This window comes from Agrobacterium sp. 16-172Ci, from assembly GCF_053522725.1.
Genome location: NZ_JBNWBW010000028.1, coordinates 17100 through 34928, shown reverse-complemented (window position 1 = coordinate 34928; position 17829 = coordinate 17100). Strand labels below are relative to the sequence as shown.

At 60.7% G+C, this 17829-nt stretch carries 18 protein-coding genes and 1 pseudogene; 12 read left to right on the top strand and 7 right to left on the bottom strand.

What is annotated here, in order from left to right; genetic code table 11:
* The first annotated feature begins 235 nt into the window (after nt 1-235).
* Entirely contained in the window at nt 236-1543 is a 1308-nt protein-coding gene (locus ACQZ40_RS21175; RefSeq protein ID WP_448748609.1) for an NtaA/DmoA family FMN-dependent monooxygenase, read from the top strand.
* Between the two features lie 78 nt (nt 1544-1621).
* Here the strand turns inward: ACQZ40_RS21175 and ACQZ40_RS21170 are convergent, their stop codons facing one another.
* Complete coding sequence (locus tag ACQZ40_RS21170) at nt 1622-2650, bottom strand: LLM class flavin-dependent oxidoreductase (RefSeq protein WP_448748608.1); 1029 nt, start codon at nt 2648-2650, stop codon at nt 1622-1624.
* A 435-nt stretch (nt 2651-3085) separates the two neighbouring features.
* Here ACQZ40_RS21170 and ACQZ40_RS21165 point away from each other — a divergent pair, with 435 nt between their 5' ends.
* The 3 genes from ACQZ40_RS21165 to ACQZ40_RS21155 all read left to right on the top strand — a co-directional run bounded on the left by ACQZ40_RS21165 (nt 3086) and on the right by ACQZ40_RS21155 (nt 6550).
* Nucleotides 3086-4234, top strand: a complete 1149-nt coding sequence (locus tag ACQZ40_RS21165; RefSeq protein ID WP_448748607.1) for a mandelate racemase family protein — start codon at nt 3086-3088, stop codon at nt 4232-4234.
* Between the two features lie 6 nt (nt 4235-4240).
* The gene (locus ACQZ40_RS21160) at nt 4241-4870 is read left to right on the top strand and encodes an SGNH/GDSL hydrolase family protein (protein WP_142844684.1); all 630 of its coding nucleotides are present in this window, start codon (nt 4241-4243) and stop codon (nt 4868-4870) included.
* Nucleotides 4871-4951: 81 nt separating this feature from the next.
* Nucleotides 4952-6550 (top strand): ABC transporter substrate-binding protein, encoded by a 1599-nt coding sequence (locus tag ACQZ40_RS21155; RefSeq protein WP_174036908.1) that lies wholly within the window; start codon nt 4952-4954, stop codon nt 6548-6550.
* 387 nt (nt 6551-6937) lie between these two features.
* On the opposite strand, the gene ACQZ40_RS21150 is transcribed toward ACQZ40_RS21155, so the two are convergent.
* From ACQZ40_RS21150 to ACQZ40_RS21135, 4 genes are read right to left on the bottom strand one after another with little or no spacing between them, the layout of a single operon-like run.
* A complete protein-coding gene (locus ACQZ40_RS21150; RefSeq protein ID WP_065657148.1) occupies nt 6938-7696 on the bottom strand; it encodes an ABC transporter ATP-binding protein in 759 nt (252 codons plus the stop codon).
* A complete protein-coding gene (locus ACQZ40_RS21145; RefSeq protein ID WP_448748606.1) occupies nt 7696-8532 on the bottom strand; it encodes an ABC transporter ATP-binding protein in 837 nt (278 codons plus the stop codon). The genes ACQZ40_RS21150 and ACQZ40_RS21145 overlap by 1 nt, the downstream gene beginning before the upstream one ends.
* A gap of 4 nt (nt 8533-8536) precedes the next feature.
* Nucleotides 8537-9424 (bottom strand): ABC transporter permease, encoded by an 888-nt coding sequence (locus ACQZ40_RS21140; RefSeq protein ID WP_003524723.1) that lies wholly within the window; start codon nt 9422-9424, stop codon nt 8537-8539.
* Nucleotides 9424-10446 (bottom strand): ABC transporter permease, encoded by a 1023-nt coding sequence (locus ACQZ40_RS21135; protein ID WP_020813122.1) that lies wholly within the window; start codon nt 10444-10446, stop codon nt 9424-9426. The genes ACQZ40_RS21140 and ACQZ40_RS21135 overlap by 1 nt, the downstream gene beginning before the upstream one ends.
* Nucleotides 10447-10756: 310 nt before the next feature.
* Here ACQZ40_RS21135 and ACQZ40_RS21130 point away from each other — a divergent pair.
* Nucleotides 10757-10941: pseudogene (locus ACQZ40_RS21130) on the top strand (LysE family translocator); the annotation flags it as partial.
* 50 nt (nt 10942-10991) lie between these two features.
* Here ACQZ40_RS21130 and ACQZ40_RS21125 read toward each other — a convergent pair.
* Together ACQZ40_RS21125 and ACQZ40_RS21120 are read right to left on the bottom strand one after the other, a co-directional pair.
* Complete coding sequence (locus ACQZ40_RS21125) at nt 10992-11723, bottom strand: FadR/GntR family transcriptional regulator (protein WP_035261197.1); 732 nt, start codon at nt 11721-11723, stop codon at nt 10992-10994.
* Nucleotides 11724-11818: 95 nt separating this feature from the next.
* Entirely contained in the window at nt 11819-12805 is a 987-nt protein-coding gene (locus tag ACQZ40_RS21120; RefSeq protein WP_448748630.1) for a GlxA family transcriptional regulator, read from the bottom strand.
* A 130-nt stretch (nt 12806-12935) separates the two neighbouring features.
* Between ACQZ40_RS21120 and ACQZ40_RS21115 the strand changes: the two genes are divergently transcribed.
* The 7 genes from ACQZ40_RS21115 (at nt 12936) to ACQZ40_RS21085 (ending at nt 17828) form a co-directional block, all read left to right on the top strand.
* Nucleotides 12936-13763 (top strand): alpha/beta fold hydrolase, encoded by an 828-nt coding sequence (locus tag ACQZ40_RS21115; RefSeq protein WP_065657145.1) that lies wholly within the window; start codon nt 12936-12938, stop codon nt 13761-13763.
* A gap of 26 nt (nt 13764-13789) precedes the next feature.
* Nucleotides 13790-14581: an SDR family NAD(P)-dependent oxidoreductase gene (locus ACQZ40_RS21110; RefSeq protein WP_174039957.1), complete on the top strand. Its 792-nt coding sequence runs from the start codon at nt 13790-13792 to the stop codon at nt 14579-14581.
* Nucleotides 14582-14594: 13 nt separating this feature from the next.
* The gene (locus ACQZ40_RS21105) at nt 14595-15080 is read left to right on the top strand and encodes a hypothetical protein (protein WP_003524730.1); all 486 of its coding nucleotides are present in this window, start codon (nt 14595-14597) and stop codon (nt 15078-15080) included.
* Nucleotides 15081-15344: 264 nt separating this feature from the next.
* On the top strand, nt 15345-16640 hold the full coding sequence (gene blh / locus ACQZ40_RS21100; protein WP_078053454.1) for a bifunctional sulfur transferase/dioxygenase Blh: 1296 nt from the start codon (nt 15345-15347) through the stop codon (nt 16638-16640).
* Nucleotides 16634-16990: a sulfite-sensing transcriptional repressor BigR gene (gene bigR / locus ACQZ40_RS21095; RefSeq protein ID WP_078053453.1), complete on the top strand. Its 357-nt coding sequence runs from the start codon at nt 16634-16636 to the stop codon at nt 16988-16990. Before blh ends, bigR begins: the two co-directional genes overlap by 7 nt.
* Entirely contained in the window at nt 16987-17394 is a 408-nt protein-coding gene (locus ACQZ40_RS21090; protein ID WP_065657141.1) for a YeeE/YedE family protein, read from the top strand. Before bigR ends, ACQZ40_RS21090 begins: the two co-directional genes overlap by 4 nt.
* Nucleotides 17391-17828: a YeeE/YedE family protein gene (locus tag ACQZ40_RS21085; protein ID WP_174036911.1), complete on the top strand. Its 438-nt coding sequence runs from the start codon at nt 17391-17393 to the stop codon at nt 17826-17828. Before ACQZ40_RS21090 ends, ACQZ40_RS21085 begins: the two co-directional genes overlap by 4 nt.
* Nucleotide 17829: the final 1 nt, after the last annotated feature.

The following is a 17829-nucleotide window of genomic DNA, read 5'->3' as shown; positions in this document are numbered from 1 at the left end:
CCGGAGTGGCGGAATATCCTTTCGATAATGGCAAGATTCTGGGTCGCATCCCTACCTCCGCCTCGGCGTTATCTCCTTTCAACCGTAGCTTGGGTGCTGCCACGGATGAAAGTTTTTCTTCTCTGCGCGGCAAGGATTTTTAACTCGCGACCGGACCCCCGGCTGTTACGCTTCCCGCAATTGCGCCGGTCAATACAGGCCGGCAATCCAACAGACCTGAAAGAAACGTGGCAGCATGAGCAAGACCAAACGCCGGCTTAATCTCAATGTCGGCATCAACACCACCGGATACCTCGCCAATGCCTGGAAATACCGGAGCGGGGACCGGCACGACATCAATGACATAGGCTATTATCGCCGGCTGACGGAACTGGCGCATAAGGGCCGGTTCGACGCGGTTTTCCTTTCCGACCACCCGGCACTGCTGACCGACCCGGCAAGCCGCCCGTTTCACACCATCGATCCGCTCATTCTCTCGACATCGCTTGCCGCACAGGTGCCGGATATCGGTTTTGTGGCAACGGTATCCTCCACCTATAATTCGCCCTATAATTTCGCCAGACGAACCCAATCCATCGACCTTGTCACCGGCGGCAGGCTGATCGTCAACATCGTCTCTTCCTTCAATCCCAATGTCGCCGCCAATTTCGGCAACGATCCGCTGCCGCCGCGCAGCGAGAGATATGCCAAGGCCACCGAATTTCTCGATGTGGCGAAAAAACTCTGGTCAAGCTGGGATCCGCGCCGCGAAGGCCAGGTGCCGGAAGAGCGTTTCTGGGATGCGGCGACCGCCGAAACCATCGATCACGAGGGGCAATATTTCCATGTCAAAGGCCCGCTCAACGTTCCGCGTGGGCCGCAGGGGCATCCCGTCATCGCGCAGGCCGGCGCCTCCGAAGGCGGCATCGATCTGGCGGCACGCCATGGCGAGATTATCTATTGCAACATCCTGTCACGCCCGGCGGGCCAGGCCTTTGGCAAGAAGGTCCGCGACCGAGCCATCTCCCTCGGCCGCGATCCCTCCGGCGTCCGCATCGTTCCGGGCCTCGTTGTCATTCTCGGCGAGACCCGTGAGGAAGCATTGCGCAAACACGAACTGTATAGCGGAACAGGCTCCGAAGACGGTCTGCTGGCGCGCTTCGCTAGGGAAAACGGCATCGATCCCCGCGATTTCAATCCCGATGTGAAACTCGATGCGGAACGTTTCGTCCCGGACCAGAACCGGCAATGGGCAGTGGGCATGGGGCTTGGCCTTTCCGACCTGCTGAGCCATGAAAAACTCACCGCCCGCGAGGCCGTGCGCCGCTCGGAAGGACATCACCGGCTGCTGCTCGGCACGCCGGAAGAGGTGGCGGATGGCATTATCGACCTCTGGCAGGATGGCACGGTGGATGGTTACACCCTGCAGCCGCCGCGAGCACCCGACGACATTGCTGAATTCGTCGAAAAGGTCGTGCCGGTGCTTCAGGATCGGGGTGTTTACCCGCGCCAATATGAAGGCGCGACGATCCGCGACCGCTATGGCCTGCCTTATCCAGATTGAATAGCAGCGGTGGCGCTATCGCAAATGTCGATCTCCCGCCCCTCCCGCATGAGGCGGGAATGGCGGGAACGGAACATATTATTGGCCCGTCGCCACTTTCAAAACCGGCTGCCCGCCTGAGAGCTGCGGCAGGACGGAGGCGAAATCCGTGACGATCTGGCGATAATCTTCCGGCTGGAATTCATAGGGCAGTTCGAGGCGGAATTCCGAGACGTGCGGCAGAACGGGATCGCGCGACAGTCTCTCCAGAATTTCGTCCGTCGTTCCAACGATATCGGGCAGGAAAAGCGTGCGGCGCGCGCCATGCGGCGTGGTCGTGCGCTTGTCACGCTCGGCGGCGAATTCCTTGTAACGGCGGCGGGTCGCGGGGCTCGCGCTATCGGTCGGCAGGATCACGCGGCCAAGAGCGACACGCGGCTGGCGCTCATGCGCCCATTCCTGCCGGAAGCGGCTGACCAGCGCCGCCTGCGCGGTCAGAAAATCATCGGTATTTTCGCCGCTGACGATATTGCCCGTCAGAAGATTGAAGCCCGCCTTCCCAGCCCAGCGCGCGGAATTCTGCGATCCGCCGCCATACCAGAGCCGGTCCGTCAGCCCCCTGGCGACTGGACGCAGGCGCGGCACCTGCGCGCCGGCCGCATTACCCGCTTCCGTCTCGCTGGATAGCGGTTCCGACCGCAGGGCCCTTGCCAGCTTTTCGGCGCGGGCATGGCTGTAGTCCGCATCGGGAACCGTATCGACATAATCCGAAATAAGATGGGCGAAGGGTGGCGCGCCCACCGAAACCCCGACATTCAACCGCCCGCGCGACAGGACATCCACGGTGGCCAGATCTTCCGCCAGCCTGAAGGGATTTTCGTAACCAAGCTGAATGACGGCGGTGCCGAGGCCGATCCGTTTCGTGCGCTGCGATGCCGCCGCGAGGAAAGTCGCCGCCGATGACACGCCCCGTTCCAGATGGCGCTGGCGAACCCAGGCGCTGTGATAACCCAGCGCCTCTCCGGTTTCGAAAAGCCGCAGGGTTTCTTCCAGCCCTCGTGCCGGATCGTCGTCCTGATAATTGCCGGGAACGAGAAAGGCAAATTGGGAGATATGGGAAAGAGGCATGGCTGTACATCCGGAAATGACTGTTGAAGCTCAGCAGCGCAGATGCAGCCATCCCTGTCCCGGACAGCCGTTCAATGCTGCGCATACCCATGCAGAATGCATGATGAGGGGCGCGGCTGGCACGGCATGTTCGTTTATAGTGCCGGCCTTTGTTGAAAGATCGTTGCGCGATTCAATAGTCTACTAAAATTATGGATTACATCCCATTCGGCATAGGTCGCGCTCATGCCTCCCGTCAGATTTTCTTTCGCCAAGGCGCAAAATTTCCCTCAGGAGCCCGGTCTCACCGATGACCTGTGCAACGCCGTGCGCAAATGGCCTTGATTTTTGGCACTAACATGTAATACAGATTATCATACATGTTGACAAATAACGCATACATGTATGACATTGCAGCAATCGCAAACGCTGCCATACCTGCATGAGGGAGGAATTATGATCATCACCGACGTCGAGGTCCGTGTTTTCCGCACGACGACCCGTCGGCACTCGGACAGTGCCGGTCACGCGCATCCGGGTCCGGCGCATCAGGTGGAACAGGCCATGCTGACAATCCGCACCGAGGACGGTCAGGAAGGCCATTCTTTCACCGCGCCGGAGATCGTTCGCCCGCATGTCATCGAGAAATTCGTCAAGAAAGTCCTGATCGGTGAAGACCATCGCGACCGCGAACGGCTATGGCAGGACCTTGCTCACTGGCAACGCGGTTCGGCCGCGCAGCTGACCGACCGCACGCTGGCGGTGGTCGATTGCGCCTTGTGGGACCTTGCCGGCCGCTCGCTCAATCAACCTGTATACAAGTTGATCGGCGGCTATCGCGACAAGGTGCTCGCCTATGGCTCCATCATGTGCGGCGATGAGCTGGAAGGCGGGCTTGCGACACCTGAGGACTACGGCCGCTTTGCCGAAACGCTGGTGAAGCGCGGCTACAAGGGCATCAAGCTGCACACATGGATGCCGCCCGTCAGCTGGGCACCGGATGTGAAGATGGATCTCAAGGCCTGCGCAGCCGTGCGCGAGGCGGTCGGACCCGATATTCGCCTGATGATCGACGCCTTCCACTGGTATTCCCGCACCGATGCGCTGGCGCTTGGGCGTGGTCTCGAAAAACTCGGTTTCGACTGGATCGAGGAACCGATGGATGAGCAGTCGCTGTCTTCCTACAAATGGCTTTCCGACAATCTCGATATTCCGGTCGTCGGCCCCGAAAGTGCGGCCGGCAAACATTGGCACCGGGCCGAATGGATCAAATCCGGCGCCTGCGATATTCTGCGCACCGGCGTCAACGATGTCGGCGGCATCACCCCGGCGCTGAAGACCATGCATCTGGCTGAAGCCTTCGGCATGGAATGCGAGGTGCATGGCAATACCGGCATGAACCTTCATGTTGTCGCCGCCACCAAGAATTGCCGCTGGTATGAGCGCGGCCTGTTGCACCCCTTCCTCGAATATGATGACGGCCACGATTATCTGAAGTCGCTGTCCGACCCGATGGACCGCGACGGCTTCGTGCATGTCCCTGACCGGCCGGGCCTTGGCGAGGACATCGATTTTACCTTCATCGACAACAATCGGGTGAGGTAAGGGGCGATGAAAACGGTGCTCGCCTTCGGAGACAGCCTCACCTGGGGCGCGGACCCGGCAACGGGTCTGCGGCACCCCGCCGAACACCGCTGGCCGGAGGTGCTGGAGGCGGAGCTTTCCGGAAAGGCGAAGGTTCATCCGGAAGGGCTTGGCGGGCGCACCACCTGCTACGATGACCATGCCGGCCCGGCCTGCCGCAATGGCGCGCGGGCGCTTGAAGTCGCGTTGTCCTGCCACATGCCACTCGATCTCGTCATCGTCATGCTCGGCACCAACGATATCAAACCGGTGCATGGCGGGCGTGCGGAAGCCGCCGTTTCCGGCATGCGGCGGCTGGCGCAGATTGTCGAGACCTTCATTTACAAACCGCGTGAGGCCGTTCCGAAACTGCTGATCGTCTCCCCGCCGCCCTGCGTCGCGGGCCCCGGCGGAGAGCCCGCGGGTGGGCGGGACATCGGGCAATCGCTCAGGCTTGCGCCGCTTTACCGCAAACTCGCCGCCGAACTTGGACATGCCTTTTTCGATGCCGGATCGGTTGCCAGCGCCTCACCGGTGGATGGCGTGCATCTGGACGCGCCGGCAACGGCGGCAATCGGCCGGGCGCTCGCAGCTCCGGTCAGAGAGATTCTTGGCTGATCCTGCGACGCCCGAGGAGGAACCGGGCGTGTGGATCAAAACGTGGAAAGGCCGTATGAACCGGCCGTATTGGGAGGAAAGATGAAACATTTTCTTGCAACCGCAGCACTTGGCGCCCTGCTGATCGGCGCCATGCCGCTCAGCGCCTTTGCCGAAACGCCGAAGGACCAGCTCATCGTCGCCACGACCATGAGCAATATCCTCACCCTCGATCCCGCCGCCATTACCGGCCGCGAGACCGTGCAGGTGCTGAACAATGTCTATGACACGCTGGTCGTGCTTTCCCCGAAAGATCGCAGCGTTCAGCCTCGCATTGCCGAACGCTGGGAGATTGCCGAAGACCGGAAATCCATTCGTTTCCATCTGCGCGCCGATGCCAAATTCGCTTCCGGCAATGCCGTGACGGCAAAGGACGTGGCGTGGAGCCTAAAGCGGCTGCTTGCCCGCAACCTGGCGCAATCGTCCTTCCTGAAAACCCGCGGCTTCAAGCTGGAAGAGGCCGACAAGCTGTTCGTTGCCGAAAACGACCAGACCTTCGTGCTGAATATCCCGAAGCCCGACGATCCCAACCTTCTGCTGATGATCCTTGCGCAGAACGGCCCCGGCTCGATCATCGACAGCAAGACGGCGCTTGAGAATGAAAAGGACGGCGATCTGGGCGGCGCATGGCTGACGCTGAATTCCGCCGGCTCCGGCCCCTTCAAGCTGACGCAGTGGAAATCCAACGAATATATCATCCTCACCCGCAACGACGATTATTGGGGTGAGAAGGCCAAGATGAAGCGCATCCTGATGCGCCATCTGCCGGAATCGCAGTCGCAGCGGCTGATGCTGGAAAAAGGCGATATCGACGTTGCCTATTCCCTTCAGGCCCCGGACCTGAAATCGCTCGAGGCCGACAAGGCCGTCACCATCGAATCCACACCCGGTTCCGGTTTTTATTACCTCAGCGTTTCGATGAAGGATGAGCGCTTCGCCAACAAGAAGGTGCGCGAGGCCCTGCGTTACCTGATCGACTACGACGGTCTCGACAAGGCGGTCATGCCCTATTACGGCAAGCTGCATCAGCGCTCCCTCAGCACTGGCGTCATGGGCGCGCTGCCGGATCAGGGCTACAAGCTCGACATCGAAAAAGCCAAGTCGCTTCTGGCAGAAGCTGGTTATCCTAACGGTTTCAAGACCACGCTGCGCGTGCTTTCGGAAGACCCCTTCATGAAGGCGGCAACGGCGATCCAGAACACGCTGGCGCAGGCCGGCATTCAAGCCGAGCTGATCAGCGGCTCCGGCGACCAGATCTATGGCGCCATGCGCGAGCGGAATTTCGAACTGCTGCTCGGCCGCGGCGGCGGCGGCCAGCAGCCGCACCCGGACAACAACCTGCGCTCCATCGCCTATAATCCCAACAATGCCGATGACGCCAAGCTCACCAATTACCAGAGCTGGCGCACCAGCTTCTTCGATGAGAAGCTGAACAAGATGATCGAGGCGGCGCTGGTCGAGCGCGACGTGGCGAAACAGACGAAGCTTTATGAGGAGTTGCAGGGCTATATGGACGAGATCGTCATGTCCATTCAGCCCTTCTCCGAAGTCATCGACACCGCCGCCTTCCGCAGTGACGTCAAGGGCATGATCGTCAGCCCCTGGCTTTCGCGGTTTGAAGAGGTGAGCAAGGAGCGGTAATTCGCCGCCTATGCTCGAATAAGAAAAGGCGCGGGCTAACCCCGCGCTTTTTTTGCTGCCGACAAGGCCTTACAAAGCCGAAATATTCCGCAAAGTGAGGCATCCGCACTCCATCACCCCGGACTAGATCCGGGGTCCAGCGCGATCAAGTCCTTGATCGCGTAAGACTCCTCTCACGGCGCAGACGCGTCGTGGCTGGATGCCGGATCTAGTCCGGCATGACGGAGGAGAGGCTCCGTTTGTCAGCAGCCCAAGGCCCGATCACCAACGGTCTTTTCTATTTTCGGCCTGCCTCCCCAAAAAAATGCCCGGCAGGGGGGCCGGGCAAGGAAGGAGGATGTTATTATCCGTGACGCCCCGGAGGAGGACGGCACGGTCTTGGAGCCGTCACGCGCCTTCATATTCCAGCGAGGCGCCGATCAGTTCGCGCGCATAGGGATGCGTCGCGCCATTGCCGGCGATAGCCTCGCGCGGCAGGATTTCGGTGATTTCGCCGCGCAGCATCACCGCGAAGCGGTCGCACATGTGGTCGACGACGGCGAGATCGTGGGTCACCATGATATAGGTGAAGCCACGCTCTTCCCGCAGGCGCTGGAGGAGATTGAGGATTTCCGCCTGCACCGAGACGTCGAGCGCAGACGTCGGCTCGTCTAGCAGCAGCAGCGACGGTTCGAGGATCAGCGCCCGGGCAATCGCCACGCGCTGCCGCTGACCGCCGGAAAGCTGATGCGGGAAGCGGTCGAGGAAAGAGATGGGCAGTCCGACATCCGTGATGACCTTGCGCATCCGCTCTTCACGGTCGCCGAGCTTGTGGATCGCAAGCGATTCCGAAAGCACGGTGCGCACCGACTGGCGAGGATGCAGCGATCCGTAGGGGTCCTGAAACACCATTTGCAGCATGCGGCACCGCTCGATCAGCGGCATATCGCGCACCGACCTGCCGTCGATGAGGATATCGCCGGTCCAGAAATCGTTGAGCATGGAGACGCAGCGAAGCACGGTGGATTTGCCCGATCCGCTTTCGCCGACCAGCCCGAAGCACTCACCCGGCTCGACGCGGAAGGATACGGAAGGCAGCACTTTCAGCGCCGTATGGCCGCTGCCGAAGGTGATGGAGAGATCGCGGGTTTCAACGGAAACGGCCATTATACGTTCTCCTCCAGCCATTCGGGGCGGCGATCGAGCACCGCAAGCGGCGCACGCGAGCCGCCGATACGCGGCTGCGCCGCCAGCAGGCCGCGCGTATAGGGGTGCTGCGCCTGATCGAGATCGCGTGCGGCGAGCGTTTCCACCACCCGGCCGGAATACATAATGAGCACCCGGTCGCAGAAATTCCGCACGAGATTAAGGTCGTGGCTGATCATGATGAGGCCGATGCCGCGATCGCGCACGAGATCGTCGAGAATATTCAGCACCTGCAGCCGCACCGTCACATCGAGCGCCGAGGTCGGCTCATCGGCGATGACGAGATCGGGATCGGCAAGCAGCATCATGGCGATCATGACACGCTGGCCCATGCCGCCGGAAATCTCATGCGGATATTGCTCGTAAACCCGGGCGGCATCGCGGATTTTCACCGCATCGAGCATGGCCAGCGCCTTTTCCCGGGCCTCGGCTTTCGAAGCCTTGAAGTGGCGCAGATAAGTCTCCGTCACCTGGTCGCCGACCCGGCGGATGGGGTTGAGGGAGAATTTCGGATCCTGAAGGATCATCGACATGCGCCGGCCGCGAACCTTCAACATCTCCTTCTCATCAAGCGAGAGAAGATCGAGGCCATCGAAATCCAGCCTGTCGGCGGTGATCGTCGCCGATGGCAGAAGGCGCAGCAGGGCGCGGCCGACGGTGGATTTGCCCGAGCCGCTTTCGCCGACGATGCCGAGCCGTTCCCGGCCAAGGGTGAAGGAGATGCCGCGCACCGCCTCAGTCGGCGAGCCGCCATAACGGATACGGAGATTTTCGACGTCGAGGATTGGTTTTTCCATGGCCCTATCTCCGGTTCATCTGCTTCGGATCGAGCGCATCCCGCAGGCCATCACCCAGAAGATTGAAGGCGAGGCTGACGGAGAGGATCGCAATGCCGGGGAAGGTGACGAGCCACCAGCTATCCAGCATGTAACGCCGGCCGGTGGCGATCATCGCCCCCCATTCCGGCAGCGGCGGCTGCGCGCCGAGGCCGAGGAAGCCGAGGCCGGCGGCGGTGAGGATGACGGTCGCCATGTTCAGCGTCAGGCGGATGAGGACCGAAGGCAGGCACATGGGCATGATCGACTTGACGATGATGCGCAGCGGCGATGCGCCCTGAAGCCGCGCGGCGGCAATGTAATCCGCCTTGCGAAAAGTCATGGCTTCGGCACGGGCAAGGCGCGCAATCGGCGGCCATGAGGTGAGTGCAATCGCGATGATCGCATTGTTGAGGCTCGGGCCGAGCGCTGCGACGAAGGCGAGCGACAGGATGAGGCTCGGGAAGGACAGGAAAATATCCGTGATGCGCATCATCACCGTATCGAACTTGCCGCCGAGATAACCGGAGGCCGTGCCGACCAGAAGGCCAACGGGACCGACGATGATCGAGACCAGCGAGATGATGGTGAGTGTGATGCGTGCGCCCCAGAGAAGGCGGCTGTAGATATCGCGCCCCAACTCGTCCGTGCCGAAGACGTGGCCATTACCCGGAGCCTTCAGCGTATTGGCGAGATCCTGTGCGTAGGGGTCATGCGTCGCAAGCCAGGGCGCGAAAATCGCAGCGATGACCAGAAGCAGCAGCACAGCCAAACCGAAGGCCGATGTCGGGCTTTTCAGGAGGAAAACCACGATGTTCTTCAGCGCATTCAAGGGCACCGGAAGGCGGAAGGAGGTTTCTGTACGGGCCGTCATCAGCGGGTCCTCGGATCGAAAAAGCGGTAGAGAATGTCGGACAGGAGATTGAGCCCGATAAAGATGACGCCAACGATAAGCACGCAGGTCATCACGGCATTCATGTCGCCGATAATAAGATTGCTGGTGAGATATTGCCCGAAACCCGGCCAGGCGAAGACGGTCTCGATGAGAACCGCCCCTTCCAGCAGCGAGCCGTAAGCAAGCGCAATGATGGTGACGAGCTGCACGCGGATATTGCCGAAGGCATGCAGCCACACCGTCTGCCGCTGCGACAGGCCCTTGACCCGGGCCGTCGTCACATATTCCTGGCCCAACTGGTCCAGCATGAAGCTACGCGTCATGCGGGTGATATAGGCCGAGGAGGAATAACCGAGCAAAGCGGCGGGAAGGATGAGGTGGTTGATGGCCGACCAGAAGACCTCCATATCGCCCGCAAGCAGGCTGTCGATGAGCAGAAAGCCCGTCCGCTCCTCGACCAGACCGATATAGAACTGGTCCATGCGTCCACCACCGCCGACAAGGCCGAGATGGGCGTAAAAAACGATCAGCGCGATCATGCCGGTCCAGAAGATCGGCATGGAATGGCCGAACAGGCTGAGCACGCGCACCAGATGATCCTGCCAGCGGTCTTTATTGACGGCGGCATAAACGCCCATGGGAATGCCGAGGCCGGCACCGATCAGGATCGCGAAGGTCGCCAGCTCCATCGTCGCCGGCATGACCCTGATGATGTCTTCGATGACCGGACGCCCGGTGCGGATCGAGGTTCCGAAATCGCCGGTGAACACGTCTCCCAGATAATAGAAGAACTGTTGCCACAGCGGACGGTCGAAACCGAGCGCGTGATAGACCTGTTCATAGGTTTCGCGCGTCGCATCCTCGCCCACGATCGCCCGCACGGGATCGGCGGGCATCAGGCGGCCGATAAAAAAGGTCAGCAGCAGTAATCCAAGCAGCGTAACCGCAATACTTCCGATCTGGCCGGACAGGCCATATAGCGAAAGGCGTCTTTTTGACATGATTCCTCCCTTGCCAGAGATCGACCGCGCAAGCGACCAGGGCGCAATCCTGTCTGACAACTATCCGCAAGTTGTCACAGGTGTTGGAAGCTGTCAAGCGCATCCCAGCGAAATCCGTATTGGACGAGGTTCCGAAATATGTGTCCGGGGTGGAATTTCGGACGGGACTCACCCCGCTTTCGTTTTTTTTGGGGAAAAGGGCCTGCGTTGCCGCAACCGCAAAAGCCTGTATTCTCGGCCTTGCGGAATGCGCCGATACCTGTCCCTGGCTATGATACCAATAAGGTGCGTACTTCAGGGGGAGGAAAATATGGCTGACATGACGCTTCTGGCATTTGCCGTGGCCGCCATTATCGGAATTGCAACACCCGGCCCCACCCTTTGCTGGCGCTTGCCAATGGCTGGAGATTCGGAATACGCCGCGCCATGATCGGCATGGCCGGCGCTGCTCTCTCGGGTTTCATCCTGGTCGGCGCGGTTGCATTGGGATTGGGCTGGCCTTCTATCGGCGGGCAACTGCGTAAACCATTGATATATGGTCGGGATCACTCCACCGCTGTGCGGGAGCGCAGAAGCACCTTGTAGCGCTCAAGGCTGCCGCGCAGATGCGCCGCCATATATTGGCGGGCGGCATCGGCATCGCCTTCGATGATGGCGTCAACGATCTTCGCATGCTCCTCCTGGAGATGCAGGTTGTAGTCCTTCGGACGCGACCCGGGCGCCGCACCCTGCAATTCGCCGCGGGGAATGATGCCGGAGCGAATGAGCTGAAGAAACTCTGGAAACCGCCTGTTCTGCGTCGCCTGTGCAATGGCCAGATGGAACTCGAAATCGGCGTCCCGCGTCGGCAGGCCGGCGGCGAGACAATCACCAACGCGCCGATGCGCATCCACAATCGCCTCCACCTGCACGGCGGAACGGCGCGATGCCGCAAGCCCGGCGGATTCGACCTCGAAAACGGTGCGCAATTCCAGCAATTCGATCACCGAGGAAATTCGCCCGACGGCCAGATCGTTAAAGGGCAGCTCCTTGGCCGGTTTTACTTCGACAGCAAAAACGCCCGCGCCCTTGCGGGCTTCAACAAGGCCATCGGCGCGCAGAATGGCGATGGCCTCGCGCACCACGGTTCGGCTGACGGAATATTCACGCGTTAGTTCGCTTTCGCTTGGAAGACGGTCGCCGGGGCGGAACACACCTTCCGACAGATCCCGCCGTAATGCCGAACTGATTTTCGCCGCGAGCGATACCCCCTGCTTCGTGCTGCTCTCAACGTCCATTCCGGCCCACCTGTTTTAAACTTGTCTGGCATGTTAGCAAACGTCCGCCACATTGCAAGGGCCGGGCCCCGCACCGCCGGGAGGGTTGGCCACCCTCACGCCGCAGCCATGGCCGCACTGCTGGAAAAGCGGCTCCTATATTCACCCGGTGAGAGACCGAGAATACGGTGAAACACCCGGCGAAAGGCGGCTGAATCCTCATAGCCCACCGACCAGGCGATCTGATCGACCGAACGGCGGGTGAATTCCAGCAATTCCCGCGCCTTGCCGACCCGCAGATGCTGAACATATTCGATGGGCTTCATGCCGGTGGCGGCCTTGAAGCGGCGCAGGAAGGTCCGCTCCTCCAGCCCGGCATGGCCGGCCATGTCGGTAACGCTCGTCGCCCGCCCGGCGCGGGCCTGCAGCCAGTGCTGCACCTTCAGGATCGGCTCATCGCCATGCGTCAGCCTCGGAGCAAAGCTGCTATAATGACGTTGTTCACGCCCCGAGGGATCGATCAGCAGGAACTTTCCGGTCTCGATCATCACCGAAGGTCCGAGCAGTCGGTCGACGATGCGCAGGCCAAGATCGGTCCACGCCATCAACCCGCCGGCCGTGATGATATCGCCGTCCTCGATGACGATCTTGTCTATCTCCAGCCGGATATCGGGAAAACGTTCGCGGAACCGCTCGGCAAACAACCAGTGGGTAGTGGCCGGGCGACCGGACAAAAGACCCGTCGCGGCGACAATGAAGGAACCGCCGCAACTGGCGGCGAGCGTCGCCCCCTGCGCATGGCGATCCAGCAGCCAGCGGGCGTAAGGCTCGGCTTCCGCGATTTCGGCCGGCCCGGTCAACCGGCCCGGCACAACGAAGATATCGGGATGCCCCGGCCCGCCGGGCTCGGTGTCATGACAGCGGGAAAATTCACCGCCTTCGCCCATGCTCCAGTGGCTGACCCGCAATTTAGGCCCGCCGCGATCCTGTGAAAATACCGACGCGATGGCGAAAAGATCGGTGATGCCATGCACCATGGCGATCTGACAGTCCCGATAGAGGACCAACCCCACTTCCAGCGCGCTTCCCGTTACACCTGCCATGCGCCCCACACCCCGTTTTGTCAGTTTCGGCTCGTTTTCTGTCAGAAGCGCCAATCCAGCCCCGGCGGCCTCCAGAGTATCTCTATTCCCACGGGACGCAAGCAAGCTCCCTGCAACAGGAGAGAGAGCCATGACAACGATCACCACCAGAGACGGAACGCATATTTTCTACAAGGACTGGGGCCGCAAAGACGGCCAGCCCATCATCTTCTCCCATGGCTGGCCGCTCAGCGCCGATACATGGGATGCGCAGATGGTGTTCTTCGCAAACAACGGTTTCCGCACCATCGCCCATGACCGGCGCAGCCACGGCCGCTCCGATCAGGTCTGGCATAACAATACCATGGATCAATATGCCGACGATCTGGCCGAGCTGATCGAACAGCTCGATCTTCACGACATCATTCTGGTCGGCCATTCCACCGGCGGCGGCGAGGTGACGCGTTATATCGGCCGCCATGGCACGGCCCGCGTCGCGAAAATCGCCCTCATCGGCGCGGTGCCGCCGCTGATGCTGAAGACGGAAAGCAATGCCATCGGCCTGCCGATCGATGTTTTTGACGGTATCCGCAAGGGCACCTATGACAATCGCAGCCAGTTCTTCAAGGATCTGACCATTCCCTTTTACGGCTACAACCGCGAAGGCGCCGTGATATCCGAAGGCATCCGCGAGGAATTCTGGCGGCAGGGCATGATGGGCGGCCTGAAAGGTCAGCTCGACAGTATTCGCGCCTTTTCGGAAAGCGATTTCCATCAGGACCTGAAGGCCTTCGACAAACCGACGCTGGTTCTGCACGGCGATGACGACCAGATCGTGCCGGTCGGCGCATCCGCGCTTTCCACGGTCAAAATCGTCAAACACGCGGTCCTCAAAATCTATGAAGGCGCCGACCATGGCCTGACGCAGACCCATCAGGACCGGTTCAACGCCGACCTTCTCGCCTTCATCAACGCCTGAAACCGCCGCACAAAGGAGACACGGACATGACACGGAATACATTTCTCATCACCGGCGCATCCGACGGCATCGGCGCGGTCTATGCCGAACGTCTGGCAAAACGCGGCCATGATCTCATTCTCGTGGCGCGGCGCGCCGAAAAGCTGAAGGCGCTCGCCGCACAGCTGGAAAAGGATCATCATATCGCAGTCGAGGTTCTCTCCGCCGATCTTTCCAGGGCGGAAGACCTCGAAAAGGTGGAGGCGCGGTTGCGTGAGGACCGGCGGATTACCGGCCTCGTCAACAATGCCGGCATTGCCGGCGAGGGCGCAATCACGGCGCTGGACCCGGCCTATGTGACGACGATGATCAACCTCAACATTCTTGCCGTCACCCGGCTCGCGGCAGCCATCGCACCGCGCCTTGCCGCCGATGGCAGGGGCACGATCATCAACATCACCTCGGTCACAGCTTTGATGCCGGCGGCGTTCACCGCCGTCTACCCGGCCACCAAGGCCTTCGTGCTTGCCTTCACCGAGGCGCTGCAGGCGCAGCTTTCACCCTCCGGCGTGCGGGTTCAGGCCGTCCTGCCGGGCATCACCCGCACGGCGATCTGGGAAGAGGAACGGCTCGATGCCATTCCGGCCGCCATGGTGATGGATGTTTACGACATGGTGGATGCGGCCCTTGCCGGTCTAGACCTCGGCGAAGCGCTGACCATTCCTTCCCTGCCGGATACGGCCGATCTTGAAAATTTCCTTGCGGCGCGCGCGGCGTTAAGGCCCAATCTGTCGCATGCACTTGCCGCCATCCGGTATCGTGCAGCCAAAACCGAATAGAGGGAGACGTATCATGATCCTCGGACTGACAATTCCCCAATTCACGGCATTGCATGTGGGCTTAAGCTTCATCGGCATTGCCACCGGACTGATCGCCCTGCCCGCTTATGCGGCGGGGCGGTGGATGCCCCGCATGATGGCGATTTTCCTCGTCACCACGCTCGCCACCACACTTACCGGCTTCCTGTTTCCAATCGGAAATTTCACACCGGCACTCGGCGTCGGCATCATTTCTACCCTCGTTCTGGCTATCGCACTGGTTGCGCTTTATGGATACGGTCTGAATGGCAGGGCGCGCATCATTTATACGATCACCGCCACGATCAGCCTTTATCTCAATATGTTCGTGTTGATCGTTCAGGCTTTTCTCAAGGTCGAAACACTCAACAACCTGGCGCCGAACGGCAATGAACCGCCCTTCGTGGTCGCCCAGACGGTTCTGCTTGTTGCAGCCATCTGTCTTGGCTGGAAGGCGACACGCCGCAGGCTCGCCGTCTGAAGCGAGCCTGAATTCGAACCGGTTTTCGCGAACATGCCCTGTGCCCAATATTTCGGGCGCAAGGCATGTTTTTGCATGTCCGATACAGGCAATCTCAGCCCACCCGTCACAAAACGAAGAAATCCCGTCTCTAGGATTTCTTTCCGAACCTTTCCTGAAAATACGGCTGGAGACATTCGGAAACGAGGGCGGTCCGCGCCCTTGCAAACATACAATATACATTATATAATAATATATATTAAATTATTACAACAGGAGGTGCCGATGAATGCCGTGAAGATCAACGAGCGTCTGACAGTTGCGGGCCAGCCGATGATCGCCGATTTCCCATCGCTCTCCGCCCAGGGTTATAAAAGCATCATCAACGCCCGGCCTGATGGTGAAGAGCCCGGCCAGCCGGGCAATGCCCAGGAAAAAAGCGCCGCCAGCGCGGCGGGCATGGATTATGGTTTCATCCCGGTCAGCGGCCCTACCATTACCGAAGCCGATATCCGCGCCTTCCAGCAGAAAATGGCGGAAGCGGAAGGTCCTGTTTTTGCCCATTGCAAGGGCGGCACCCGCGCGCTCACGCTTCATGTTCTCGGGGAAGCGCTGGATGGGCGCATCGAAAGAGACGATATCGAGGTTTTCGGCAAGGCGCATGGCTTTGACCTTTCCGGCGCCACCCGCTGGCTGGACCGGCGCGCTGCGGCGGTTCCGCACGTCAAGGCATTCTTCGATCCGCGCACATGGAGCGTGCAATATGTCGTGTCCGATCCCTCCACCGGGCGCTGCGCCATTATCGACCCGGTCTATGATTTTGATGAGAAATCCGGCGCGACCGGAACGATGAATGCCGACGCCATTCTGGACTATGTAGAGAGCCAGGGTCTGTCGGTGGAATGGATTCTCGATACCCATCCGCATGCCGACCATTTTTCCGCCGCCCATTATCTGAAGCAGAAGACCGGCGCGCAGACGGCGATCGGCGCGAAGGTCACCGGCGTGCAGAAGCTCTGGCAGGAGAAATATAACTGGCCGGATTTCAAAACCGATGGCTCGCAATGGGACCGGCTGTTCGAGGCGGGCGACAGGTTCAATATCGGCTCCCTTGAAGCGCGCGTGCTGTTTTCGCCCGGCCACACGCTCGCTTCCGTGACCTATGTGGTGGGTGATGCCGCCTTTGTGCACGATACGCTTTTCATGCCCGATTCCGGCACCGCGCGCGCCGATTTCCCCGGCGGTAGCGCCAGGGAACTCTGGGCGTCGATCCAGGACATTCTCGCCCTTCCCGACGAAACACGGCTTTTCACCGGCCACGATTATCAGCCCGGCGGCCGCGCGCCTAAATGGGAAACCACGGTCGGCGAACAGAAACGCAGCAATCCGCATCTTGCCGGCATGACGGAGGAGGGCTTCATCCGCCTCAGGGAAGCGCGGGATCGCACATTGCCGATGCCGAAGCTCATTCTCCACGCCCTGCAGGTCAATATTCGCGGCGGCCGCCTGCCGGAGCCGGAAGCGAATGGCAAACGTTACCTGAAATTCCCGCTCGACGTGCTGGAGGGCAGCATATGGTAAAGGAAAACGCGCTGGAAAAGCCCCGGCATATTGCAGAAATCCCTCTCCCCGCCATGGAAGAGCGGGCTGTCGAGGTCGCGCTGCTTCTGAAGACGCTTGCCCATCCTGCGCGGCTGATGCTCGCCTGCACGCTGGCGCAGGGGGAATTTTCCGTCGGCGAGCTGGAGGTCAAGCTGGATATTCGCCAGCCGACGCTTTCCCAGCAGCTGGGCGTCCTGCGGGAAGCCGGTGTGGTCGAGACCCGGCGCGACGCCAAGCAAATCTTCTACCAACTTAGCGAAGCGAAAGCGGCGCAACTGATCGAAGCCCTTTACACCATATTCTGCGCGCCGGAGGAGGAGACCCCGTGAGCCCCTATTGGCCCTCTCTTTTCGGCGGCATGCTGCTCGGTCTTGCCAGCATTCTGCTGTTTCTTTTCAACGGCCGCATTGCCGGCATCAGCGGGATCATGGGCAAGATGCTCGGCAGGGAGCGGCGTCTTGCCGATCTCGCCTTCATCGCCGGCTTGCTGGCCGGGCCATATATCCATGCGGCCGCATTCGGCCGGCTGCCTGCCGTCACCATAGTTTCACCATGGCCGCTCATCCTCATTGCCGGCCTGCTGGTGGGTTTTGGCACACGCATGGGCTCCGGCTGTACGTCCGGCCATGGCATCATGGGGCTGGCGCGATTTTCCCGGCGCTCCATCGCCGCGACCGCCACCTTCCTGATCACCGGCATTTGCGTCGCGACGATAGTAGGAGCCCTGTCATGAAAAATCCGGCCGTGGCGCGTGTTGTCCTGGCATTGGCCGCAGGAGCGCTGTTCGGCTTCGGCCTCTCGCTCTCCGGCATGGTCGATCCGGCCCGTGTTTCCGGTTTTCTAGATGTGGCGAGCGGCCATTGGGACCCCAGCCTGATGTTCGTTCTTGGCGGCGCGGTGATGGTCGCCGTGCCGGGTGTGCTGCTCAGCCGACGTCTTGCCAAACCGGTCCTCGCAGAGGATTTCAACCTTCCGGCAAAAAGCCGCATCGACCGGCCGCTCATAACAGGCTCGGCCATTTTCGGCGTCGGTTGGGGACTTGCCGGTTTCTGCCCCGGCCCGGCACTATCGGCTCTCGCCCTCGGGCTTATGCCGGTCGTTCTTTTCGTCAGCGCCATGATTGCCGGCATGCTGGTTCACGACCGCCTCTACGCAAAGCAGCCATAAT

Bases quoted from the DNA above. Each gene is read 5' to 3' on its own strand.
- ACQZ40_RS21175 (WP_448748609.1), top strand. From the start codon at position 236: ATGAGCAAGACCAAACGCCGGCTTAATCTCAATGTCGGCATCAACACC.
- ACQZ40_RS21170 (WP_448748608.1), bottom strand. From the start codon at position 2,650: ATGCCTCTTTCCCATATCTCCCAATTTGCCTTTCTCGTTCCCGGCAAT.
- ACQZ40_RS21165 (WP_448748607.1), top strand. From the start codon at position 3,086: ATGATCATCACCGACGTCGAGGTCCGTGTTTTCCGCACGACGACCCGT.
- ACQZ40_RS21160 (WP_142844684.1), top strand. From the start codon at position 4,241: ATGAAAACGGTGCTCGCCTTCGGAGACAGCCTCACCTGGGGCGCGGAC.
- ACQZ40_RS21155 (WP_174036908.1), top strand. From the start codon at position 4,952: ATGAAACATTTTCTTGCAACCGCAGCACTTGGCGCCCTGCTGATCGGC.
- ACQZ40_RS21150 (WP_065657148.1), bottom strand. From the start codon at position 7,696: ATGGCCGTTTCCGTTGAAACCCGCGATCTCTCCATCACCTTCGGCAGC.
- ACQZ40_RS21145 (WP_448748606.1), bottom strand. From the start codon at position 8,532: ATGGAAAAACCAATCCTCGACGTCGAAAATCTCCGTATCCGTTATGGC.
- ACQZ40_RS21140 (WP_003524723.1), bottom strand. From the start codon at position 9,424: ATGACGGCCCGTACAGAAACCTCCTTCCGCCTTCCGGTGCCCTTGAAT.
- ACQZ40_RS21135 (WP_020813122.1), bottom strand. From the start codon at position 10,446: ATGTCAAAAAGACGCCTTTCGCTATATGGCCTGTCCGGCCAGATCGGA.
- ACQZ40_RS21125 (WP_035261197.1), bottom strand. From the start codon at position 11,723: ATGGACGTTGAGAGCAGCACGAAGCAGGGGGTATCGCTCGCGGCGAAA.
- ACQZ40_RS21120 (WP_448748630.1), bottom strand. From the start codon at position 12,805: ATGGCAGGTGTAACGGGAAGCGCGCTGGAAGTGGGGTTGGTCCTCTAT.
- ACQZ40_RS21115 (WP_065657145.1), top strand. From the start codon at position 12,936: ATGACAACGATCACCACCAGAGACGGAACGCATATTTTCTACAAGGAC.
- ACQZ40_RS21110 (WP_174039957.1), top strand. From the start codon at position 13,790: ATGACACGGAATACATTTCTCATCACCGGCGCATCCGACGGCATCGGC.
- ACQZ40_RS21105 (WP_003524730.1), top strand. From the start codon at position 14,595: ATGATCCTCGGACTGACAATTCCCCAATTCACGGCATTGCATGTGGGC.
- blh (WP_078053454.1), top strand. From the start codon at position 15,345: ATGAATGCCGTGAAGATCAACGAGCGTCTGACAGTTGCGGGCCAGCCG.
- bigR (WP_078053453.1), top strand. From the start codon at position 16,634: ATGGTAAAGGAAAACGCGCTGGAAAAGCCCCGGCATATTGCAGAAATC.
- ACQZ40_RS21085 (WP_174036911.1), top strand. From the start codon at position 17,391: ATGAAAAATCCGGCCGTGGCGCGTGTTGTCCTGGCATTGGCCGCAGGA.